The organism is Neopararhizobium haloflavum (assembly GCF_002750855.1).
GTDB lineage: Bacteria > Pseudomonadota > Alphaproteobacteria > Rhizobiales > Rhizobiaceae > Georhizobium > Georhizobium haloflavum.
In genome coordinates this window covers 592,613-611,837 of record NZ_NWUC01000002.1, presented here as the reverse complement: position 1 = coordinate 611,837, position 19,225 = coordinate 592,613, and the positions used below count along the sequence as shown (strand labels likewise).

The window sequence follows — 19,225 nt, the reverse complement described above, 5'->3', positions numbered from 1 at the left end:
CGTTTAGCCATTGTTTTTAAAGGGATATTTGTCATTCGTGGGTAGGGTCTCGAATAGCGAAGATGCCGGAAAGGCAACGCTGCGTTGCCCTTTGTGCGCTCGCCACAAGCGTCGGATTCCATAGGCTGCCGTCCTCACAACGCAAAAATGGGAGCCTAATCGATGCCGCATTCCACGGAAGCACGCCTCAAGGATATGGGGATCATTCTACCCCGCAGGCCGAAGCCGATCGGCAATTACGTTCCAGGGGTCGTGGTCGGGAACATTCTGTACACATCGGGAACGCTGGGCACTCAGCCCGACGAGAACGACAACGATGTGCTGCCATATGTGGGCAAGGTCGGATCGGACCTGACCATCGAAGAAGGGTATGCCTCCGCCCGCCTGATGGCGATCAATCACCTGGCGATGATGAAGGCGGTCCTCGGTGATCTCGACAGAGTGAAGAGGATCGTGAAGATGATCGGATACGTCTCTTGCGCTTCGGGTTTCACCGAACCGCACCGCGTGCTGAACGGCGCGTCCGATCTCTTCGTGGAGCTATGGGGAGAAGAAAATGGCAAGCACGCCCGCGCAGCGCTGACCCAGCACGAGCTAGGGCTGAACGCTCCTGTTGAAGCTGACATCACGATCGAGCTTCACGCCTGACGTGCCCGCAGACGTTCCAGCATGCTGGCATCCGAATTCTCGTACGTGGAGAAATTGGACGTCAGCATGTTGATGAAGGCGTCGCATGCAGGCGAGCGTCGCTGATCGCGGCGCACGATCGCATAGATGAATCGATGCTCGAAATCCGGGCAATCCAGGTTCAGCGGAACGAGTTCGCCTGCTTCCACCTCACGCAATGCGGCCTGAAGGGGAACGTAGACAATCGCGTTGGAACGTATCGCGTGGCGGATCAGAAAGTGCAGCTGATCCGCAACCATGATCGGCCTGGTTCGGCCTGCGAACTTCCGGAAGGCCCGGTTGAGCAGATGATGGATGCCGTAGCTGTCGTCGGGTATCACGCAATCGAAGCCGGCCAGGTCCGACAATTGCAAAGGTCTGCCGTCCGCAAGCGCATGAGAAGGAGGGACCAGGGCGAGAAGCGGTTGCCGCCACTGTCCCACGATCTCGATCATGGGATGCGAGAAGTGGTCGTAGACGAACCCGATCTGGCACATGTGTTTTTCGAGGGCCTCCAGAACGCGCTCACGCCCCCGGATGCGCATGCGAAAATCCACGGCCGGGAACTTCCTGCGAAATGCGAGGATCTGCTCCGACAAATAGGGGTCGGTGATTCCATCGACCGTCGCAATGGAGACGCTGCCGGATTTCAGCTTCCTCAGATCCGAGATTTCGCCCCTGATAAGATCGACCTGGTCGAGGATGGTCGCAAAATGGTTTGCCGCCAGTTTGCCCGCCTCGGTCAGCTGGACTCCGTTCGCGCGCCGATCGAGCAATGTGTCGCCGAACTCCCTCTCCAATTTTGCGATCTGTCTGCTGATTGCCGAGGGAGAAATATGCAGGCGATCCGCAGCAAGCCGGATGGATCCGAGGTGGAGCACCTCCAGAAAATATCTGCATGCGGTCAGGTTGATCATTCGGTGTCCAGGATGTGGGCTGCAATAAATGGCGCTTCAGGAGTAGATGAGCACACCGAGGGCGGCGAGCATACCCGCGGCGAGGACCGTGTATGCCGTGAACCGTCCATTCCAGCCATAGGCGAGCGCGCTCGAACTGCGGCCGATCAATCGGGACGAGACGAGCATGTTCGCGGTGAAAGGCGTGCCACACGCGGTGATCGTCCATCCCCAGCTCAACGCGATCGCCAGCCATATCTTGGCGCCTGGCGGCCAGATGGGATCGAGTATGCTCGCCGCGATGGTCACTGATGCCAGCGGATTGATGGCTGCGGTCCCACCGGCGAAAACGATGCCGGGCAGGAAGGATACGATGGCGGCGGCCTCTCCCGAACCCAGTGCCTGAACCACGCCGGACTGGTTCTGAACGAGATCGGCAGCGATCACGCCGATCATGGTGGCGCCACAGATGATGGCGAGCTCGTTCACCATGGCGCCAGCTGAAAGCGACAGTTCCCGCACGGTCGATCGCCGCTCGCCCTTTGTCAGCCATTCGGCCAGCCGCCAGGCAATGGTGAGGGTGAAGACTGCCAGAAAGATTCCCTCGATCAGTGGAAGGTCAAAGAGAGCGATCGCGACAACGGCGATGGCAAAAAGGAACAGGATGCGGGCCAGGACCCGCAGCAGTGCGCCGCGTTGGTTGCCGCTTGTCGCAGACGGCGGCGCAGTGCCTTGAGGCCCGCGCCTGTCGGCAAGATAGCCCGCCATGATGTAAAGCGCTGAGCCGGCAAGACCGAACGGCAGGATTTCCAAGAAGCTGATGCCGTCGATGTTCGAAAAGATCACCAGGATCGACATCGAAAGGGGCGACCACATCGCTGTGCAGGCGAAACCTCGCATGGCGGCGAGGGCGAGGGACCGCGTCAACGCCTCGCCGGCATCGCGAAAACGGCCCGCCAGCAGCGACATGACCAGCACCATGCTGCCGATCTGGAGGAAGAGCGCAAGCAGATGGGTCCCGAGAGAGACGAAGAGATAGCGCCGTCCCGGCGCGCGCGAAACGATGAACTGGGCGCCTTGGACCACGTCCGAAGATCGGCTTGCGATGCGGGCGAGGGACTGCAGCAGGACCAGTAGCGCGAAGAAGAACCCGGTCTGCTCGAATGCCGAATGTGGACGGAAATTGTTCAGGATGGCCGCCGCGCCGCCAGCCATCACCGCAATGGCGAGGATGACCGATCCGCTCTTTTTCAGCTCCCGCACATTCACGCTGAAATAGATGGCGAAAAGGCTTGGCCACACGATCTGAGGAGGCGACAGAGCAAGAATCTGCGCCAGAATAAGGACGAGTGCCGTGACGGCGATCATTCCGTTGATGATGGTTCTGGCCGCGCCAAGCGCGCTCGGGTCATTCATCGCTCGGAGATGGAGGGGTTGAAGAAGGAATTCAGCAGCGGTGGATAACTGTCCAGCGTCCGGCCGATGCGCGCCGCAGCGGTGCGCAATCCATCCAGTCGCCGTGCAACGATCTCGTCGATCGTCAGCCGCCCGGTGTACCCGGAGCTGTTGATCGCCGCGACAGTGCGGCCCAACCGGTCGCGCACCGGCACCGAAAGGGACGTGATGCCATAGTCGAGTTCGTCGCGGGCAGTCGCAAAGCCATCGGTACGCGCCGTGTCTACCGTTTCACGGAGCAATGCGTTGTCGCAGATCGTCCTGTCTGTCAGCGGACGCAGCACCACGCGGTCGAGATAGGCTGCGAGCGCCTCCCGGCTCAGCGACGCAAGCAAGACCTTGCCGAGCGACGTCGCGTAGGCGGGATAGACGGTGCCGACGGAGGCGATCATGCGGCTGGCGCGTTGTTCCGAATAGTGCGCGACGTAGAGAACGTCGTCTCCCTCGAGGACCGCGACGGAAGCGGCGTCGCCAAACGAGCCGACAAGCCGCCGCAGCTCTGGCAGCAGCAACTCCTCGATATTCGCTGCGTCGAGATAGGAGGCGGCGAGTTTGAGTACGCGAGCGCTCAACACGAATTTCCGCTGAACCTGACGCATATAGCCGAGCGTCACGAGTGTATGAAGGCTGCGGCGAGCGGCCGCCGGCGACATCCCGGTCGCGCGTGCGACTTCCGACAGGGTCATTTCGGGCCGCGCCCTGTCGAAAACTTCGAGAACGGAGAGGCCCTTGGCCAAGCCCTCGACAAAATCTCCACTCTTTTCCATCTACGGCCGTTCACCTGGAGCTATCGGACCTGAACCAGCATTCTCTCCCACGAGGTCGGCCACTGCAGTATCCTAAAGACCCATCTGGCGTATCGGCGCTCCGTCTCGCCATGCGCGGATCGCCTCTACCGTCTGGCGATAGAACAGGCTGAAGGTCTGTTCAGTGGTATAACCGAGATGGGGCGTGAGAATGAGCCGGCCGCTTTCGATGAGCGCTGGATCCAGGATCGGATGACCTTTCGGAAGGGGTTCCTCGTCGAAGACGTCCAGCGCGGCGAGCGCCGGGCGGCCGGCGCGCAGGCCATCAAGCAGCGCAGTCTGATCGATGATCGGACCGCGCGATGTGTTGACGAGAACGGCGCCGTCCTTGGCGGCGGCGAGCGCGTCACGGTCGATGAGCCCGCGGGTGCGGTCCGACAGAACGAGATGGATGGACACGGTGTCGCTGACGCGCATGAGCGTCGGGAGATCGGCGCAGCGCTCGACGCCGATGGCATCGCAGCGTTCCTGCGTGAGATTTTGAGACCAGGCGACGACCGACATGCCGAACCCGCGCGCGTGCGCCGCCATTTGCGCCCCGATCTTGCCGAGGCCGACGAGCCCGAGCGTCTGGCCCGCCAGATCGCGGCCGAGGCCCTTTTGCCAACCGCCCGCTCGAAGGCTGTCCGCCTCGGCAATGACCCTGCGGTTGGCAGCCAGGATCAGCGCCATCGCCAGTTCCGACGTGGCGTTTCCACGCAACTCGGTACCGCATACGATGACCCCCATCTCGGCGGCGGCGGCAAGATCGATGGAGAGGTTGCGCACGCCCGTACTGACAAGCAGCTTGAGGTTGGGCAACGCCTTGAGGACCGATGCCGGCATAGGCGTGCGCTCGCGCATCACGCAGATGACGTCAAATGGTCTCAGCCATTCGATCAGGCGCGCCTCGTCCTTGATCGTATCGTTGAAAACAGTGATGTCGCCGAGCCCTGACCAGTCCGCGAGTTGTTGCGAGACCCCGGCGTAGTCGTCGAGAACGGCGATGTTTAATCTATCAGGCACATTGCTATCAGCCATTTGCTTCAATCCCTCGTCGGATCGCTGGAACTCCAGTCGAGCGGGCCGTCGAAATAGCGCAATCCGCGGGCCTCAAGCTTCTCGCGCAGATTGATGATGTCGAGCGTGACATCGCCGGCCCGCAGCCGTTCGCGCATGGCATCTTCCTTTTCGACGCGCGCCCTGGCCGCGGCAAGCACGTCGTCGGCGCTCTGGCGGGGCACGATCACCACGCCGTCATCGTCGCCGACAACGACGTCGCCGGGTGTCACGAGGACGCCGCCGCACACGATCGGGACATTCACCGAGCCGACCGTTTCCTTGACCGTACCTTGCGCCGAAACGGCACGGGCAAAGACCGGCAGACCCTGCTTGCGCAGGACCGCAACGTCGCGCACGCCCGTGTCGAGCACCACGCCGACCCCGCCGCGCAGGCTGACGAATTCGGCCAGGATGTCGCCGAAATAGCCGTCATGGCATTCCGACGTGGGTGCGACGACCAGAACGTCACCGGGCTGCATCAGCTCGATTGCCACATGCAGCATCCAGTTGTCGCCGGGTGCGCAAAGCGCCGTCACAGCACTTCCGCCCATGGCGGCGCCCGGCACGATGGCGCCGATACGTGGCTTCATCAGCCCTGTGCGACCCTGTGCTTCATGCACCGTCGCCGTGCCCTGTTCGCCCAGCGCCCGCACCGTTTCAGCGGACGCCCGCTCGATCGTCCTGACCGCCTTGCCCATCATCTGTCTTTTCCCTGCGAGAGGTTCAGCCGCTTTCGGCCGAACTTGTTTCATTGAGCTTCGGCGTGCGAAGTGACGAAAATACCACCCAGGCGAGCATCGCCAGGGCAAAGAAGAGAAATACGGCGCTGATCGGGCGTTCGAGAAAAATCATGAAATCGCCTCGGCTGACCAAGAGGGCGCGGCGCATGTTCTCTTCCAGCAGCGGGCCGAGAATATAGCCGAGCAGCAAAGGCGCGGCCTCGAATCCTATGCGGATCATCAAGAATCCGACGAAGGCGAGTCCCGCCACGAGCATGACGTCGAAGGTGGATCTGTTCACGCTGTAGACGCCAACGGCGATGAGAAGGATGATCGAAGGGAACAGCACCTTGTAGGGTATCTGCAGGATGCGCACCCAGACCCTGATCAGCGGAATGTTCAGGATCAGCAGGAAGAAATTGCCGATCAGGAAGCTGACAACCAGTCCCCAGAACAGTTCCGGGCTTTCCGTCACGACGCGCGGACCCGGCTGGATGCCGTGGATCAAGAGGGCCCCGAGCATCAGCGCCATGATCGCATCGCCCGGGATGCCGAGCGTCAGCGTGGGGATGAAGGCAGACTGAGCGGCCGAATTGTTCGCCGCTTCGGGCGCCGAAACGCCCGCGATGCTGCCCTTGCCGAATTCCTCCGGCGTGCGCGAGACCCGTTTTTCGACCGCATAGGCCATGAAAGATGCCATTGACCCGCCGCCGGTTCCCGGAAGAACGCCGACACCGACGCCGATCCCCGAGCCGCGTAGCATGGGCCACCAACTCCGGCTCAGCTCATTGCGTGTCGGCATGAGCGAGCGGAACGACACGTCGTGCACCTTTGCGCCTTCGCCGGTGCGTCCAATGCTCGAGATGACCTCGACGACCCCGAACAGGGCCATGGCGATCACGATGATGCTGACGCCCTCGAAGAGCTCGGGAGTGCCGAAGGTGAAGCGCATGCTCCCGGTGTTGACGTCTATGCCCACAAGACCGATGGCGAGGCCGAGGATGACGCTGGCAAGACCCATCAGCGGTTTGCCCTGGCTGATCGAGCCGGCAGCGACCAGGCCGAGCACCATCATCGAGAAATAGTCGGCGGAATGGAAGGCGAGGGCCAGTTGCGCCAGCGGCGGTGCCATGAGGATGAGCACAACGATCGAAAGGCAGCTACCGAAGAAGGAGGCGATCGTCGTGATCATCAGCGCGGCGCCCGCGCGGCCTTTCTGCGCCATCGGATAACCATCGAGGCAGGCAACTGCTGACGAGGCCGTGCCGGGCAGGTTCAGGAGAATGGAAGCGATGGAACCGCCATACTGGGCCCCATAATAGATGCCCGCGAGAAGCACGAGCGAAGCCGTCGCCGGAACATGAAAGGTAAGCGGCATCAGGAGCGAGATTGCCGCGAGATGGCCGATACCTGGCAGGACGCCGACGATCATCCCCACCGTCACGCCGACGAAGCAGTAGGCGAGATTTTCGAGCGTCGCCGCCGTCAGCAGGCCGAGCTGGATGTTGGCCAGGACGTCCATCACAGATCCCATGCAACGAGAGGCAGGCGAACCGAAAGGCCCTGCGAGAACAATAGCCAGCAGCTGGTGACGACGACTGCAGCGACGATCAGCAATGTCGGAACCGACGACCGTCGGTCGGCAATCCCGGCCAGCACGACGGTAAACGCTCCGGCGGGCAAGAAGCCGACGCGCGGAAGAAGCAGGCCGAAAGAAAGGATGGCGAGCGGTATGATGATGAGCGCCCGCAGTCGGAAACCCTCCACGGGCTCGCGGGTATGTCGCGCGCCCCAGAGCAGGGCAAGCCCGATGAAGCCAAGCAATGCGCCAAGCCCGACGGGGAAGAAGCCCGACCCCATGCGTTGCGGCGTGCCGATACCGTAGTCGATACCGTGGATGATCAGAAACAGGCCGATGCCGATCGACACGACGCCGGCCAGGAAATCCTTCGACAGAACTGTGTGCAACGCCCGCTCCCGCTGGATGATTGACATTCGACCCGGCACAGCGCCGGGTCGAATGCTGCTCGAAGAGACAGGATCAGTTGGCGCGGATGTTGGCGTCCACGATGATCGTGGAGAACTGCTCGCGCAGATTGTCGAGCATGGCACCGAGTTCATCGGATTCCATGGGCACAACGATAGCCCCGCGTTCACCGAAGGTTTCGCGTGCTTCCTCCGAGTTCAAGAACTCCAGGGAATCGGCTGCGATCTTCTCGACGATCTCGTCCGGAACTTCGGCAGGTGCAAAGAGCGCAGCCCACTGGCCGGCCGCGACGTTCGGGATGCCGCTTTCGATAAGGGTCGGAATGTCGGGATGGGATTCGACGCGTTCCTCGCGCGCAAGGCCGAGAATCTTGAGTTCGCCGCTGTCGACGAACGGCCCGACCGATGACAAGGCAAGAACGCCCACCTCGGCTTCGCCCGATGCGATAGCCGTGGCTGCCGGGGCACCGCCACGATAGGGAATGTGTGCCGTGTCGAGCCCCATTTCCGCATTGATCCATTCCGGAACGATGTGGTTGAGCGAGCCAATGCCGGCCGAGCCGAAACTGAGTTCGCCGGGATTGGTCTTGGCGTATTCGACGTATTCGGCGGCGGTGTCGAAGGGGGTTTCGGAATTGGCGACGAGCACGAGCGGCGTGTCGCTGATCATGGTGATCGGCCGGAAATCCTCTGCCGGATCATAGGGTACGTCTTCGAACAGGTAGGGGTTGATGACATTGACCCCCATGTCCGAGACGAAGAGCGTGTAGCCATCGGGATCGGCATTGGCGACGGCCGTTGCGGCCACGAAGCCTGCGCCGCCGGTCCGGTTGTCGACGATCACCTCCTGATCCCACTTTTCGCTAAGGGCCTCGCCGAGGGTGCGCGCCGCAATGTCGGCGATACCACCTGCCGCATAGGGCACGATGATCGTCACCGTGCGATCGGGATATTCCTGGGCATGAGCCAACCCGGCGGCCGACGTCATCAGGGCGCAGAGCGCCACAGCAGCTACGTGCTTCATTGTTTCCTCCTCTCACGCGAGGAGCCTTGATCGCCGATAGGCGATGCCTCCTCGCTCTTCGCCGCCCTTCCGGCGACCTCCCATTTGTGCGGACACGCCGCACCCCTATTGGCTAAACCAAATCAAAATATGGGTCAACGCATTTGGCTTGATGTCCGAAAATCATGATGTTATGGCCAGTGACATTGGTCTCAATTGGTTCGATCAACGCATGGATGAGCATCACGGGGCATTGGTCCAGTTGCGGGCCTACCTTTCGCAACGCCAACTGAAGGTGAATTCGCGACTGCCGCCCGAGCGCGAGCTTAGTCAACTCGTCGGCGCCTCACGAGGAGAGTTGCGCAAGGCGCTCGCTATCCTCGAGGAAGAGGGGGCCGTCTGGCGCCATGTCGGCAAGGGCACCTTCGTCGGCGATGCGGTCATTACCGATACATACAATCTCGCCGCCGTGGCCCAGCGAACCAATCCGCAGGAGGTGATGCGCGCGCGCTTCGCCATCGAGCCGGTGCTGGCCGGCGAGGCGGCCCATCACAGCAGCCCGCTCGACATAGCCGCGCTGCAGAACTGCACCGCCAACAGCCGCGAGGCGGCAAGCTGGCGGCACTACGAGGCCTTCGACAACCGCTTTCACAAGCTCATCGCGGACGCAGCGAAGAACCAGGTGCTTTCCGCAATGTTCGACGTCCTGAGCGGCATCCGCCGCACGGTCGTCTGGGGTCTCGATCGAGAGGAGACAGACCGGCCGCCGCGCGATCACCATTCGTTCGACGAACACGATCGGATCGTCGAGGCGATCGAGAGGCGTGACCGGGCCGCCGCCGCCGCCGCCATGCTGCAGCATCTCGTATCGGTCGAGCGCTATCTTTTTGCGGCTTCGCGCGAGAAGGAATTCGCGATCCGGACCGCGCATGTCGGCGGGCCGGCCACCCATCTGTAACGCGCGCGCCGACCACGGCGCAGCATGAGAAGAACTGATACCGATTAAGGGAGGATCATCGTCATGACGGAACGCCAGAGGTTGCCGAAGGAAACGCTGGAGCGGTTCCGCGCCCTTTCCACCTCGACCGTATCTGATGCAATGGATCGGCTCGGCATCGCCGGCACCGTGGAGGGGCTCGGCCCGACGAACGAAGCGTCCAGCATTGCCGGTCAGGCCTTCACGCTCGCCTATCTGCCCGTTGGCGTCGATGGTGGCAGTGTCGGCGACTTCCTCGATCAGGTGGGTCCCGGTGATATCGTCGTCATTGACAATCGCGGCCGCACCGACTGCACGGTCTGGGGCAACATCATGACGGAGGTCGCCAAGATGCGGGGCGTGGAGGGCACGGTGATCGACGGCGTCAACCGCGACCTGGCGGAAAGCCGTGCCATCTCCTATCCGATCTGGTCCCGTCGCGGCTATATGCGCACCGGCAAGGACCGCGTCATGTTGGCCGGAATCAACGTGCCGGTGTGCCTGGGAGCCGTCCTTGTCTCGCCGGGCGATGTCGTCTGCGCCGACGAGAACGGCGTTGTCGTCGTGCCGCTTCAAAAGGCAGAAGCTGTGCTGGCGACCGCTCTTGCCATCGACGAAAAGGAGGAAGCGATTCTCGGGGATATCCGCAATGGCGTCGCACTCGGTGAAGCCCGCGCGCGTCACGGCTATCATTCACTCCAGACCCGCGCCGAATAAACTGTGCGCGTGCTGCTAGGATAACCCGAACGCCGCAGCGGGATAGGGTTTCGATACGAGTGGCAGATAGCGGGCGCCTTCGGAGCCGAGAAACGTGTCGAAGGCGTGCATTGCGGGCGAAAAGGTCCGGTCCCCATGGCTGACCGCATACCACTGGCGCCGGATCGGCATGCCGACCACGTCAAGGATCACGAGGCGGCCGAGTTCCACTTCCTGGGCGATCGTGTGGGCGGAAATGAAAGCGATGCCGAGGTCGGCCATGACTGCCTGCTTGATCGTTTCGTTCGATCCCATCTCCTGGCCCAGATAGTCGAGTCTGCCGGGTATGTCGCTCAGGAAGATCTCCAGCGAGATGCGGGTGCCCGACCCGGGTTCGCGGACGAGAAAATGTTCTGCGGCGATGGTTTCCTTCAAGATGTCGCGGCATCCCGCGAGGCGGTGGCCTGCGGATGCGACGATGACCAGCGGATGGTCGCCGAATAGCGCCGCGCGCACGGCGAACGTCTTTGGTGGGCGTCCCATCAACGCCGTGTCGATGCGATGATCGCGCAGAGCGGAGACAGTCTCCTCGCGGTTGCCCACCATCAGCGAAATCTCGATGCCGGGATGGGCTTTCTTGAAGCCGGCCATGAGCGCTGGAGCGAAATACTTGGCGGTGGAAACGGCACCGAGACGAAGATGACCGGCGCGCACGCCTTTGAGCGCGTCCAGTTCTTCATCCAGTTGCCGTAGCCGCTCGTCGACGAAGGTCGCTGCCTCGAAGACCAAGCGGCCTGCGTCGGTCGGTCGCATGCCGTCCCTCGTCCGATCGAAAAGCGGGAGGCCGGCATCGTCTTCTATCTGTTTCAATTGAAGCGTCACGGCCGGGGCCGTCAGGCTCAACGCCTTGGCGGCTCGGGCAACCGAGCCTTCCCGCATGATCGCTTCGACGGCCTTGAGTTGGCGCAGGCTCAACGTTCGCATGACATGACATTAAAAAATCTTAGCTATGCTGTAAAATAAATAAAATTTACTAACTGTCCTCCTCGCGGTCTGCTCGTGGTCAGGAGACGGTCGCCTCGGCGGCCGATGGGAGGACGGGGTATGGCCGCATCGACGCTGGACGCATTCCTGAACACGATGACGTCGGCAACCGAGCCGCTGCGCCGCGACAGTACAGAGATCGTGCGAGCGCTCACCAGCGCCGCAATCAAGATGCGAAACACCATCAATCAGGGTGCGCTCGGCGAAGCCTTTGCCGCCAATCGTTCGACGCAAAATGCCGATGGCGATCGGCAACGCGATCTGGACGTTTATGCCGACGACGTCTTCCTCGATGCCATGCGAAAGGCACCTGTTGCGCTCTATGCTTCGGAGGAACTGGAAAACCCCATTATCCTCGATCGTGACGCCAAACTGGCCCTCGCCATCGACCCGCTCGACGGTTCTTCCAATATCGACACCAACGTTTCGATCGGCACCATATTCTCGATTTCGCCGCTGATCGGACTGGTCGATGAGCAGCCCCTCGCGACGTTTCTTCAGCCCGGAAATCGCCAGATCACCGCCGGCTTCTTCATCTACGGGCCGCAGCTTTCGCTCGTCGTGTCATTCGGCAGCGGAACGCACATCTTCGTGTTTTCCAGCCGGCTCGGCACCTTCGTCGAAGCCTACCCGAGCCGCATGATCCCGCCGCGCGCGGTTGAGTTCGCGATCAACTCCGCCAATTACCGGCACTGGGATGAAGCGGTTCGGCTTTATGTCGACGATTGCCTGAAGGGTGCGGAAGGTCCGCGGGAGCGGGACTTCAACATGCGTTGGATCGCCTCTCTGGTCGCCGAATCCTACCGCATTCTGATCCGCGGCGGCGTCTTCCTCTATCCAGCCGATGGGCGACGGGGCTACGGCAGCGGACGTCTCCGGCTCGTCTACGAAGCCAATCCGATCGCATTCCTGATCGAACAGGCGGGGGGTGCGGCAACCGACACGGTCAGCCGTATTCTCGACCTTCAGCCCGCCTCGCTGCATCAGCGAACCCCGCTCGTCTTCGGCGCCTCGAAGGAAGTCGCCCGCATCGGCCGCTATCACACCGAGCCGAGCTTCATCGCCGAACGCTCGCCGCTATTCGGCCAGCGCGGCCTGTTCAGGGCTTGAAGACGATGTCGGCGAAGCATCCCATCATTTCGATTACCGGCTCGTCCGGCGCCGGCACGTCCACCGTGCAACACACATTCGCGCAGATCTTCCGCCGCGAGGGCATCAATGCCGCCTTCATCGAGGGCGACGCCTTTCACCGCTATGATCGCGTCGCTATGAGGGAAAAGGTGGCAAGGGAGGCCCGGAGCGGGAATCCGAACTTCACGCATTTCCACTCTGAAGCCAACGAACTGGAGACGCTGGAAGCCGTCTTCGAGGAGTATGGCCGCAAGGGTGCCGGGAAGACCCGGCACTATGTCCATGACGACAGCGAAGCGGAGACGTTCGGCTCACCCCCCGGTACGTTCACGGATTGGGAGGCCTTTCCCGAAAGCGACCTGCTCTTCTACGAGGGGCTTCACGGCTGCGTCGTCACCGACGTGCTCAATCTCGCGCAACATTGCGACCTGAAGATCGGCGTCGTGCCGGTGATGAATCTGGAGTGGATCCAGAAGATTCATCGTGACAAGGCGGCGCGCGGCTATTCGACCGAAGCTGTGATGGACACGATCCTGCGGCGAATGCCGGACTATGTGCACTTCATCACGCCGCAATTCTCGCTGACCGACATCAACTTCCAGCGCGTGCCGATCGTCGACACGTCGAACCCGTTCATCGCCCGCTGGATACCAACGCCGGACGAGTCGATGCTCGTCATCCGCTTCGCAAACCCGCGCGGCATCGATTTTCCCTATCTGCTGTCGATGTTGAAGAACAGCTTCATGTCCCGGGCGAACTCGATCGTCGTCCCCGGAAACAAGCTCGACCTCGCCATGCAACTCATCCTGACGCCGCTGATCCACAAGCTGATGGAACGCAAGCGGCGCATGTCGTGAGGAGGAGCGGAATGAATGCATTCGAGACGACCTCTGTGGATCTGAACGGCAAGACCGTCCTGGTCCTCGCCGATCTCGACTTCGGCATCGGCAACGAACTGATCGCGATGCTGAAGGCGCTGACGGCGGCGCAAGCGCGGGCGGTCGTGATGTCGGGGCTGGGAGATCCGCGCGGCGATATCAACCCGGTGCTGAGCCTCGGTTCGATCGCGCCGGAACTCAAGGATGCGACGGGTCGACCCGTCACCTTCGTTTCCGACTGCGTCGGGGCGATCGCGGAAGCGGGCGTCGGATATGTCGCGCATGGCGCGATCGCGCTGCTGGAGAATCTGCGCTTCCACCCCGGCGAGACCCGCGGCGAGCGGGCCTTCGCCAACCGTCTCGCGCTTCTCGGCGACTATTTCGTCGATGCGCGATCGCGGCCGGTAGCGGCAACGGCCGCCTCGGCTCGCGTGCTGCCTTGGCTGATGCCCGTGCTGACGCCGGCCGAGCCCGACGAACCGCAATTCTCACTCGAAGGGAGGTCCTGACCCATGTCCCGCATCACACTCCGCCAACTGCTCGATCATGCCGCGGAGCGCGGCTACGGCGTGCCGGCCTTCAACATCAACAACATGGAGCAGGGACTTGCGATCATGGAGGCAGCCAAGGCCTGCGACGCGCCCGTCATCATGCAGGCATCGCGCGGTGCGCGCTCCTATGCCAACGACATCATGCTGGCGAAGATGATCGACGCGCTGGTCGAGATGTATCCCAACATTCCCGTCTGCATGCATCAGGACCACGGCAACGACGAAGCCACCTGCCTGAGCGCAATCCGTCACGGCTTCACCTCCGTCATGATGGACGGGTCGCTTGAAGCCGACATGAAGACGCCGGCGAGCTACGAATACAATGTCGCCATCACCGAGCGCGTTGCCCGCATGGCACATTGGGTCGGCGTTTCGGTGGAAGGCGAGCTCGGGGTTCTCGGCTCGCTCGAAAGCGGCGAGGCGGAAGCGGAGGACGGACACGGCGCGACCGGCAAGCTGTCGCACGAACAGCTCCTGACCGATCCGGACCAGGCGGTCGACTTCGTCATGCGCACAAAGGTCGACGCGCTTGCGATTGCCTGCGGCACCTCGCACGGCGCCTATAAATTCTCCCGCAAGCCCGACGGCGAGATACTCGCCATGAAGGTAATCGAGGAGATCCACGCCAAACTGCCGAACACGCATCTCGTCATGCACGGCTCGTCGTCGGTGTCGCAGGAACTGCAGGACGTCATCAACCGGTTCGGCGGGACGATGCCGCAGACTTTCGGCGTACCCGTCGAGGAGATCGAACGCGGCATCCGCCATGGCGTCCGCAAGGTCAACATCGATACGGACTGCCGCATGGCGATGGCCGGCCAGATCCGCAAGGTCGCCTCCGAACGGCCGGAGGAATTCGACCCCCGCAAGTTCCTGAAGCCGGCCATGGATGCACTGGCCGAACTCTGCCGGGACCGGTTCGAGCGGTTCGGCACGGCCGGCAACGCCTCGAAGATCAAGCCGATCGGCCTCGACGACATGGCGAGGCGCTACGCAGACGGAAAGCTCGACCCGCAGACCCAATCCGCCAAGGCGGCCTGAACCAGGGAGACCATCATGAACGACCAGTCGATGACCGTAAGGGGCAAGGACCGCTACAAGTCCGGCGTCATGGAATACAAGAAGATGGGCTATTGGGAGCCCGACTACGAGCCGAAGGACACCGACGTCATCGCGCTCTTCCGGGTGACGCCACAGGATGGGGTCGATCCGGTTGAGGCTTCGGCCGCGGTGGCTGGCGAAAGCTCGACGGCGACATGGACCGTGGTGTGGACCGACCGGCTCACGGCGGCGGAAAAGTATCGTGCCAAGTGCTACAGGGTCGATCCGGTGCCGAACGCGAAGGGCGAGTATTTCGCCTACATCGCCTATGACCTTGATCTCTTCGAACCGGGCTCGATCGCCAACCTCACGGCGTCGATCATCGGCAACGTCTTCGGCTTCAAGCCGCTGAAGGCGCTTCGCCTTGAGGACATGCGGCTGCCGACGGCCTATGTGAAGACGTTCCAGGGACCGGCGACCGGCATCGTCGTGGAACGCGAGCGGCTGAACTGCTTCGGGCGGCCTCTGCTTGGCGCCACCGTCAAGCCGAAGCTCGGGCTCTCCGGCCGCAACTATGGCCGCGTCGTCTACGAGGCGCTGAAGGGCGGGCTCGACTTCACCAAGGACGACGAGAACATCAACTCGCAGCCCTTCATGCACTGGCGCGACCGATACCTCTACTGCATGGAAGCGGTGAACAAGGCGCAGGCGGAGACCGGCGAGGTCAAGGGCACCTATCTCAACGTAACCGCCGCAACCATGGAAGACATGTACGAGCGTGCCGAGTTCGCAAGGGAGCTCGGGTCGGTCATCGTCATGATCGACCTCGTCATCGGCTATACCGCGATCCAGTCGATGGCCAAGTGGGCGCGCAGGAACGACATGATCCTGCACCTCCACCGCGCGGGCCATTCCACCTATACCCGCCAGCGCTCGCACGGCGTCTCCTTCCGCGTCATCGCCAAATGGATGCGGCTCGCCGGCGTCGACCACATCCATGCCGGCACCGTCGTCGGCAAGCTGGAGGGCGACCCGGCAACGACCCGCGGATATTACGACATCTGCCGCGAGGAGAAGAACCCGATGCAACTCGAGCATGGCCTGTTCTTCGAGCAGGACTGGGCATCGCTCAACCGCATGATGCCGGTCGCTTCGGGTGGCATCCATGCCGGCCAGATGCACCAGCTTCTCGACCATCTCGGCGAGGACGTGGTGCTGCAGTTCGGCGGCGGCACGATCGGCCACCCGATGGGCATCGCCGCAGGCGCCACGGCAAACCGCGTGGCGCTGGAAGCGATGATCCTCGCACGCAACGAGGGCCGGGACTACGTCAATGAAGGGCCGGAAATCCTTCAGGCGGCGGCCAAGCACTGCCAGCCCCTGCGCCAGGCGCTCGACACCTGGAAAGATGTCACTTTCAACTACGCCTCCACCGACAGTCCCGACTTCGTGCCGACCGCGACCGCGGCGGAATAAGGAGAACCACCATGCGCATCACCCAGGGCACATTCTCGTTCCTGCCCGATCTCACCGACGACCAGATCCGTGCCCAGGTGCAGTATTGCATCGACAATTGCTGGGCGGTCTCGATCGAGTTCACCGACGATCCGCACCCCCGCAACACCTACTGGGACATGTTCGGCCATCCAATGTTCGACAACCCGGACGCGGCGGCGGTGATGATGGAACTGACCGCCTGCCGCAAGGCATATGGCAACCGCTATATCCGCATCGTCGCCTTCGATTCCACGCACGGCTGGGAATCGGTTCGACTGTCCTTCCTGGTCAACAGGCCCGAGAACGAGCCGGGCTTCCGTATGGAACGGACGGAGCACCGAGGACGGGCACAGCGCTATTCGATCCGGCCCTATTCATCGGATCGGCCGGCAGGCGAACGCTACGCCTGATTGCACTGAGCAATGCCGGCTGGCCGATCGGCCAGCCGGCACCTGTTAGCCGTGAATGGAGCGCCCCATGAATGTCAGGCCCGAACCCGTCGAGGGGACGGAAACGGTCGAAGAGCGTCCCAGCGCCGTCGACCTGAAGAGCGAATACGAAAGCTCCGGCGTCAAGGACGTCCTGCAGGAACTCGATCGCGAACTGATCGGCTTGAAGCCGGTGAAGAAGCGTATCCGCGAGACTGCGGCACTGCTGCTCGTCGAGCGAGCCCGCAAGCGGATGGGGCTGAACCATCGCACACCCACATTGCATATGAGCTTCACGGGCAACCCAGGCACCGGCAAGACGACCGTCGCCATGAAGATGGCCAATCTGCTGCACCGGCTTGGCTATATTCGAAAGGGTCATCTCGTCTCGGTGACGCGCGACGACCTTGTCGGGCAATATATTGGACACACGGCGCCGAAAACGAAGGAGATCCTGAAGAAGGCGATGGGCGGCGTCCTGTTCATCGACGAAGCCTATTATCTCTACCGTCCGGAAAATGAACGGGACTACGGCCAGGAAGCGATCGAAATCCTGCTACAGGTGATGGAGAACCAGCGAGACGACCTGGTCGTCATCATGGCGGGCTACGGCGACCGTATGGACAGGTTCTTCGCCTCCAATCCCGGCTTCCGCTCACGCATCGCCCACCACATCGATTTTCCGGATTACGAGAATGACGAGCTTCTTCGGATCGCGGAAATCATGCTTTCCGAGCAGAGCTATCATTTCTCCGATGAGGCCAGGAACGTGTTCGCCGATTATATCGAGGCGCGGCGCAACCAGCCGCATTTTGCCAACGCCCGCTCCGTCCGCAATGCACTTGACAGGGCCCGACTGCGCCAGGCCAACCGCATTTTCGAAAACTCTGACGGACCGCTCGACGCCAGCGCGCTTTCGCAAATCGGCGCCGAGGACATTCGCGCAAGCCGTGTCTTCGATGCTTCCCAAGAACCGGGATCGGCATCATGAGCCGCGACCTGTTGATTGCGCCCTCGATCCTTTCGGCCGATTTCTCCCGGCTCGGAGATGAGATTGATGCGGTCGCAAGGGCTGGTGCGGACTGGATCCATCTCGACGTCATGGATGGGCATTTCGTGCCGAACATCACGTTCGGCGCGCCGGTAATCAAGGCGGTTCGCGACCGAACGGCAAAGGTTTTCGATTGCCATTTGATGATAGCGCCGGCCGATCCCTACATTGCCGCCTTCGCGGAGGCCGGAGCCGACATCATTACGGTCCATGCGGAAGCTGGGCCGCACCTCCATCGCGCGGTGCAGGCGATCCGCGCTCTCGGCAAGCGGGCCGGCGTCTCCTTGAATCCGGCGACGCCGGTCAGCGCGATCGAATGGCTCTTGGACGATATCGACCTGATCCTGCTCATGACGGTCAATCCGGGGTTTGGCGGTCAGTCGCTCATTCGCCCCGTGATCGAAAAAGTGCGCCAGGCTTGCGCACTTGTCGGGAACAGACCGATCGATATCGAGGTCGACGGTGGCGTGACGCCCGAAACAGCGCCGGATCTCGTCGCGGCGGGTGCCAACGTGCTCGTCGCCGGCTCGGCGGTCTTCGCCGGACGAACGGAGCAAGCCTACGCCGGAAACATATTGGCTTTGAGAGATGCGGGGCTTGCCGCCGCCATGCGGAAGGCTTCATGACCGTGGGCGTCCGGCCCGGAACGAATGGCAGCGGATCGGTCGGGATGGTGCTTTTCGATCTCGACGGGACCCTCGTCGATTCCGCGCCGGATATCGCGCGCTCGGTGAATATCCTGATGAAGGACAACGGACTTTCGCCGCACAGTCTCCCGGCTGTCAGAAGCATGATCGGCCATGGCATCATGCGATTGGTGGAACGCGCCTTCGCTGCGCATGGCATCGTGCTGAGCGAGGACGCTTTGACGCGGCAGTACGATGCCATGATGGAAATCTACGCGACAAACCTCGTCGGGGAGACGAGACTTCGCCGAGGGGCCGGCGAGGCGGTGACAGAGTGCGCAAATCGGAAGCTCGTGCTTGGCTGCGTTACCAACAAGCCCGAGGGCTTCTCGCGCGCCATTTTGGCCCATTTCGGTCTCCTCGACATGATGGCGACGGTCATCGGCGGTGACAGCGGCTTTGCACGCAAGCCGGCGCCGGACATGCTGCTGGCGGCGGCAAGACACTCGACATTCGAGCCTGGAGAAATACTGCTCGTTGGCGATAGCGCCGCCGATCGCGACGCAGCGCGTGCTGCCGGCATGCGATGCGTTCTCATTGAGGATGGCTATTGCGATCGCAAGCTCAGTGACCTTGCGCCCGATGCCATCATCGCTGGCTTCGCGGAGCTCTTTTCGGTGATGGCAACGCTGGATCAGTCTTAGGGTCGGCCGTCTGTCAGCGAGCACGAAAAC

Annotated in this window: 21 protein-coding genes; 12 read left to right on the top strand and 9 right to left on the bottom strand. The window is 62.2% G+C overall.

Annotated elements, in window-relative coordinates; all coding sequences use genetic code 11:
- The first annotated feature begins 162 nt into the window (after nucleotides 1–162).
- On the top strand, nucleotides 163–648 hold the full coding sequence (locus CN673_RS07370) for a RidA family protein (protein ID WP_099865557.1): 486 nt from the start codon (nucleotides 163–165) through the stop codon (nucleotides 646–648).
- Here the strand turns inward: CN673_RS07370 and CN673_RS07365 are convergent.
- From CN673_RS07365 to CN673_RS07330, 8 genes are all read right to left on the bottom strand, one after another.
- A complete protein-coding gene (locus tag CN673_RS07365; RefSeq protein WP_099865556.1) occupies nucleotides 639–1,583 on the bottom strand; it encodes a LysR family transcriptional regulator in 945 nt (314 codons plus the stop codon). The genes CN673_RS07370 and CN673_RS07365 overlap by 10 nt on opposite strands.
- 36 nt (nucleotides 1,584–1,619) lie before the next feature.
- The gene (locus CN673_RS07360) at nucleotides 1,620–2,978 is read right to left on the bottom strand and encodes a hypothetical protein (protein ID WP_099865555.1); all 1,359 of its coding nucleotides are present in this window, start codon (nucleotides 2,976–2,978) and stop codon (nucleotides 1,620–1,622) included.
- Nucleotides 2,975–3,784 carry an IclR family transcriptional regulator domain-containing protein gene (locus tag CN673_RS07355; protein WP_099865554.1) on the bottom strand — a complete coding sequence of 270 codons (810 nt, stop codon included), beginning with the start codon at nucleotides 3,782–3,784 and terminating at the stop codon, nucleotides 2,975–2,977. Before CN673_RS07355 ends, CN673_RS07360 begins: the two co-directional genes overlap by 4 nt.
- A gap of 72 nt (nucleotides 3,785–3,856) precedes the next feature.
- Complete coding sequence (locus tag CN673_RS07350) at nucleotides 3,857–4,843, bottom strand: D-2-hydroxyacid dehydrogenase family protein (protein ID WP_099865553.1); 987 nt, start codon at nucleotides 4,841–4,843, stop codon at nucleotides 3,857–3,859.
- A gap of 5 nt (nucleotides 4,844–4,848) precedes the next feature.
- On the bottom strand, nucleotides 4,849–5,562 hold the full coding sequence (locus CN673_RS07345; RefSeq protein WP_099865668.1) for a 4-carboxy-4-hydroxy-2-oxoadipate aldolase/oxaloacetate decarboxylase: 714 nt from the start codon (nucleotides 5,560–5,562) through the stop codon (nucleotides 4,849–4,851).
- 25 nt (nucleotides 5,563–5,587) lie between these two features.
- Nucleotides 5,588–7,105: a tripartite tricarboxylate transporter permease gene (locus CN673_RS07340; RefSeq protein ID WP_099865552.1), complete on the bottom strand. Its 1,518-nt coding sequence runs from the start codon at nucleotides 7,103–7,105 to the stop codon at nucleotides 5,588–5,590.
- On the bottom strand, nucleotides 7,105–7,551 hold the full coding sequence (locus CN673_RS07335; RefSeq protein ID WP_157928824.1) for a tripartite tricarboxylate transporter TctB family protein: 447 nt from the start codon (nucleotides 7,549–7,551) through the stop codon (nucleotides 7,105–7,107). The genes CN673_RS07340 and CN673_RS07335 overlap by 1 nt, the downstream gene beginning before the upstream one ends.
- A gap of 73 nt (nucleotides 7,552–7,624) precedes the next feature.
- The gene (locus tag CN673_RS07330; protein ID WP_099865550.1) at nucleotides 7,625–8,593 is read right to left on the bottom strand and encodes a Bug family tripartite tricarboxylate transporter substrate binding protein; all 969 of its coding nucleotides are present in this window, start codon (nucleotides 8,591–8,593) and stop codon (nucleotides 7,625–7,627) included.
- Nucleotides 8,594–8,765: 172 nt separating this feature from the next.
- Between CN673_RS07330 and CN673_RS07325 the strand changes: the two genes are divergently transcribed.
- Nucleotides 8,766–9,530 (top strand): FadR/GntR family transcriptional regulator, encoded by a 765-nt coding sequence (locus CN673_RS07325; RefSeq protein WP_245409813.1) that lies wholly within the window; start codon nucleotides 8,766–8,768, stop codon nucleotides 9,528–9,530.
- 63 nt (nucleotides 9,531–9,593) lie between these two features.
- Entirely contained in the window at nucleotides 9,594–10,265 is a 672-nt protein-coding gene (locus CN673_RS07320; RefSeq protein WP_099865549.1) for an RraA family protein, read from the top strand.
- A gap of 15 nt (nucleotides 10,266–10,280) precedes the next feature.
- On the opposite strand, the gene CN673_RS07315 is transcribed toward CN673_RS07320, so the two are convergent.
- Complete coding sequence (locus CN673_RS07315) at nucleotides 10,281–11,228, bottom strand: LysR family transcriptional regulator (protein WP_099865548.1); 948 nt, start codon at nucleotides 11,226–11,228, stop codon at nucleotides 10,281–10,283.
- Nucleotides 11,229–11,348: 120 nt separating this feature from the next.
- Between CN673_RS07315 and CN673_RS07310 the strand changes: the two genes are divergently transcribed.
- The 9 genes from CN673_RS07310 (at nucleotide 11,349) to CN673_RS07270 (ending at nucleotide 19,195) form a co-directional block, all read left to right on the top strand.
- A complete protein-coding gene (locus CN673_RS07310; RefSeq protein WP_099865547.1) occupies nucleotides 11,349–12,398 on the top strand; it encodes a class 1 fructose-bisphosphatase in 1,050 nt (349 codons plus the stop codon).
- A gap of 5 nt (nucleotides 12,399–12,403) precedes the next feature.
- Nucleotides 12,404–13,276: a phosphoribulokinase gene (locus CN673_RS07305; protein ID WP_099865666.1), complete on the top strand. Its 873-nt coding sequence runs from the start codon at nucleotides 12,404–12,406 to the stop codon at nucleotides 13,274–13,276.
- An 11-nt stretch (nucleotides 13,277–13,287) separates the two neighbouring features.
- The gene (gene pgk / locus CN673_RS07300; protein ID WP_099865546.1) at nucleotides 13,288–13,806 is read left to right on the top strand and encodes a phosphoglycerate kinase; all 519 of its coding nucleotides are present in this window, start codon (nucleotides 13,288–13,290) and stop codon (nucleotides 13,804–13,806) included.
- 3 nt (nucleotides 13,807–13,809) lie between these two features.
- A complete protein-coding gene (fba, locus tag CN673_RS07295) occupies nucleotides 13,810–14,889 on the top strand; it encodes a class II fructose-bisphosphate aldolase (protein ID WP_099865545.1) in 1,080 nt (359 codons plus the stop codon).
- Nucleotides 14,890–14,904: 15 nt separating this feature from the next.
- On the top strand, nucleotides 14,905–16,365 hold the full coding sequence (locus tag CN673_RS07290) for a form I ribulose bisphosphate carboxylase large subunit (protein ID WP_099865544.1): 1,461 nt from the start codon (nucleotides 14,905–14,907) through the stop codon (nucleotides 16,363–16,365).
- Nucleotides 16,366–16,376: 11 nt separating this feature from the next.
- A complete protein-coding gene (locus tag CN673_RS07285) occupies nucleotides 16,377–16,796 on the top strand; it encodes a ribulose bisphosphate carboxylase small subunit (protein ID WP_099865543.1) in 420 nt (139 codons plus the stop codon).
- Nucleotides 16,797–16,863: 67 nt separating this feature from the next.
- Nucleotides 16,864–17,805 (top strand): CbbX protein, encoded by a 942-nt coding sequence (gene cbbX, locus CN673_RS07280; protein ID WP_099865665.1) that lies wholly within the window; start codon nucleotides 16,864–16,866, stop codon nucleotides 17,803–17,805.
- On the top strand, nucleotides 17,802–18,491 hold the full coding sequence (gene rpe / locus CN673_RS07275) for a ribulose-phosphate 3-epimerase (protein WP_099865542.1): 690 nt from the start codon (nucleotides 17,802–17,804) through the stop codon (nucleotides 18,489–18,491). Before cbbX ends, rpe begins: the two co-directional genes overlap by 4 nt.
- Nucleotides 18,488–19,195, top strand: coding sequence for an HAD-IA family hydrolase (locus CN673_RS07270; RefSeq protein ID WP_099865541.1), 708 nt, complete (start codon nucleotides 18,488–18,490; stop codon nucleotides 19,193–19,195). Before rpe ends, CN673_RS07270 begins: the two co-directional genes overlap by 4 nt.
- Nucleotides 19,196–19,225 lie beyond the last annotated feature (30 nt).

Bases quoted from the DNA above. Each gene is read 5' to 3' on its own strand.
- CN673_RS07370 (WP_099865557.1), top strand. From the start codon at position 163: ATGCCGCATTCCACGGAAGCACGCCTCAAGGATATGGGGATCATTCTA.
- CN673_RS07365 (WP_099865556.1), bottom strand. From the start codon at position 1,583: ATGATCAACCTGACCGCATGCAGATATTTTCTGGAGGTGCTCCACCTC.
- CN673_RS07360 (WP_099865555.1), bottom strand. From the start codon at position 2,978: ATGAATGACCCGAGCGCGCTTGGCGCGGCCAGAACCATCATCAACGGA.
- CN673_RS07355 (WP_099865554.1), bottom strand. From the start codon at position 3,784: ATGGAAAAGAGTGGAGATTTTGTCGAGGGCTTGGCCAAGGGCCTCTCC.
- CN673_RS07350 (WP_099865553.1), bottom strand. From the start codon at position 4,843: ATGGCTGATAGCAATGTGCCTGATAGATTAAACATCGCCGTTCTCGAC.
- CN673_RS07345 (WP_099865668.1), bottom strand. From the start codon at position 5,562: ATGGGCAAGGCGGTCAGGACGATCGAGCGGGCGTCCGCTGAAACGGTG.
- CN673_RS07340 (WP_099865552.1), bottom strand. From the start codon at position 7,105: ATGGACGTCCTGGCCAACATCCAGCTCGGCCTGCTGACGGCGGCGACG.
- CN673_RS07330 (WP_099865550.1), bottom strand. From the start codon at position 8,593: ATGAAGCACGTAGCTGCTGTGGCGCTCTGCGCCCTGATGACGTCGGCC.
- CN673_RS07325 (WP_245409813.1), top strand. From the start codon at position 8,766: ATGGCCAGTGACATTGGTCTCAATTGGTTCGATCAACGCATGGATGAG.
- CN673_RS07320 (WP_099865549.1), top strand. From the start codon at position 9,594: ATGACGGAACGCCAGAGGTTGCCGAAGGAAACGCTGGAGCGGTTCCGC.
- CN673_RS07315 (WP_099865548.1), bottom strand. From the start codon at position 11,228: ATGCGAACGTTGAGCCTGCGCCAACTCAAGGCCGTCGAAGCGATCATG.
- CN673_RS07310 (WP_099865547.1), top strand. From the start codon at position 11,349: ATGGCCGCATCGACGCTGGACGCATTCCTGAACACGATGACGTCGGCA.
- CN673_RS07305 (WP_099865666.1), top strand. From the start codon at position 12,404: ATGTCGGCGAAGCATCCCATCATTTCGATTACCGGCTCGTCCGGCGCC.
- pgk (WP_099865546.1), top strand. From the start codon at position 13,288: ATGAATGCATTCGAGACGACCTCTGTGGATCTGAACGGCAAGACCGTC.
- fba (WP_099865545.1), top strand. From the start codon at position 13,810: ATGTCCCGCATCACACTCCGCCAACTGCTCGATCATGCCGCGGAGCGC.
- CN673_RS07290 (WP_099865544.1), top strand. From the start codon at position 14,905: ATGAACGACCAGTCGATGACCGTAAGGGGCAAGGACCGCTACAAGTCC.
- CN673_RS07285 (WP_099865543.1), top strand. From the start codon at position 16,377: ATGCGCATCACCCAGGGCACATTCTCGTTCCTGCCCGATCTCACCGAC.
- cbbX (WP_099865665.1), top strand. From the start codon at position 16,864: ATGAATGTCAGGCCCGAACCCGTCGAGGGGACGGAAACGGTCGAAGAG.
- rpe (WP_099865542.1), top strand. From the start codon at position 17,802: ATGAGCCGCGACCTGTTGATTGCGCCCTCGATCCTTTCGGCCGATTTC.
- CN673_RS07270 (WP_099865541.1), top strand. From the start codon at position 18,488: ATGACCGTGGGCGTCCGGCCCGGAACGAATGGCAGCGGATCGGTCGGG.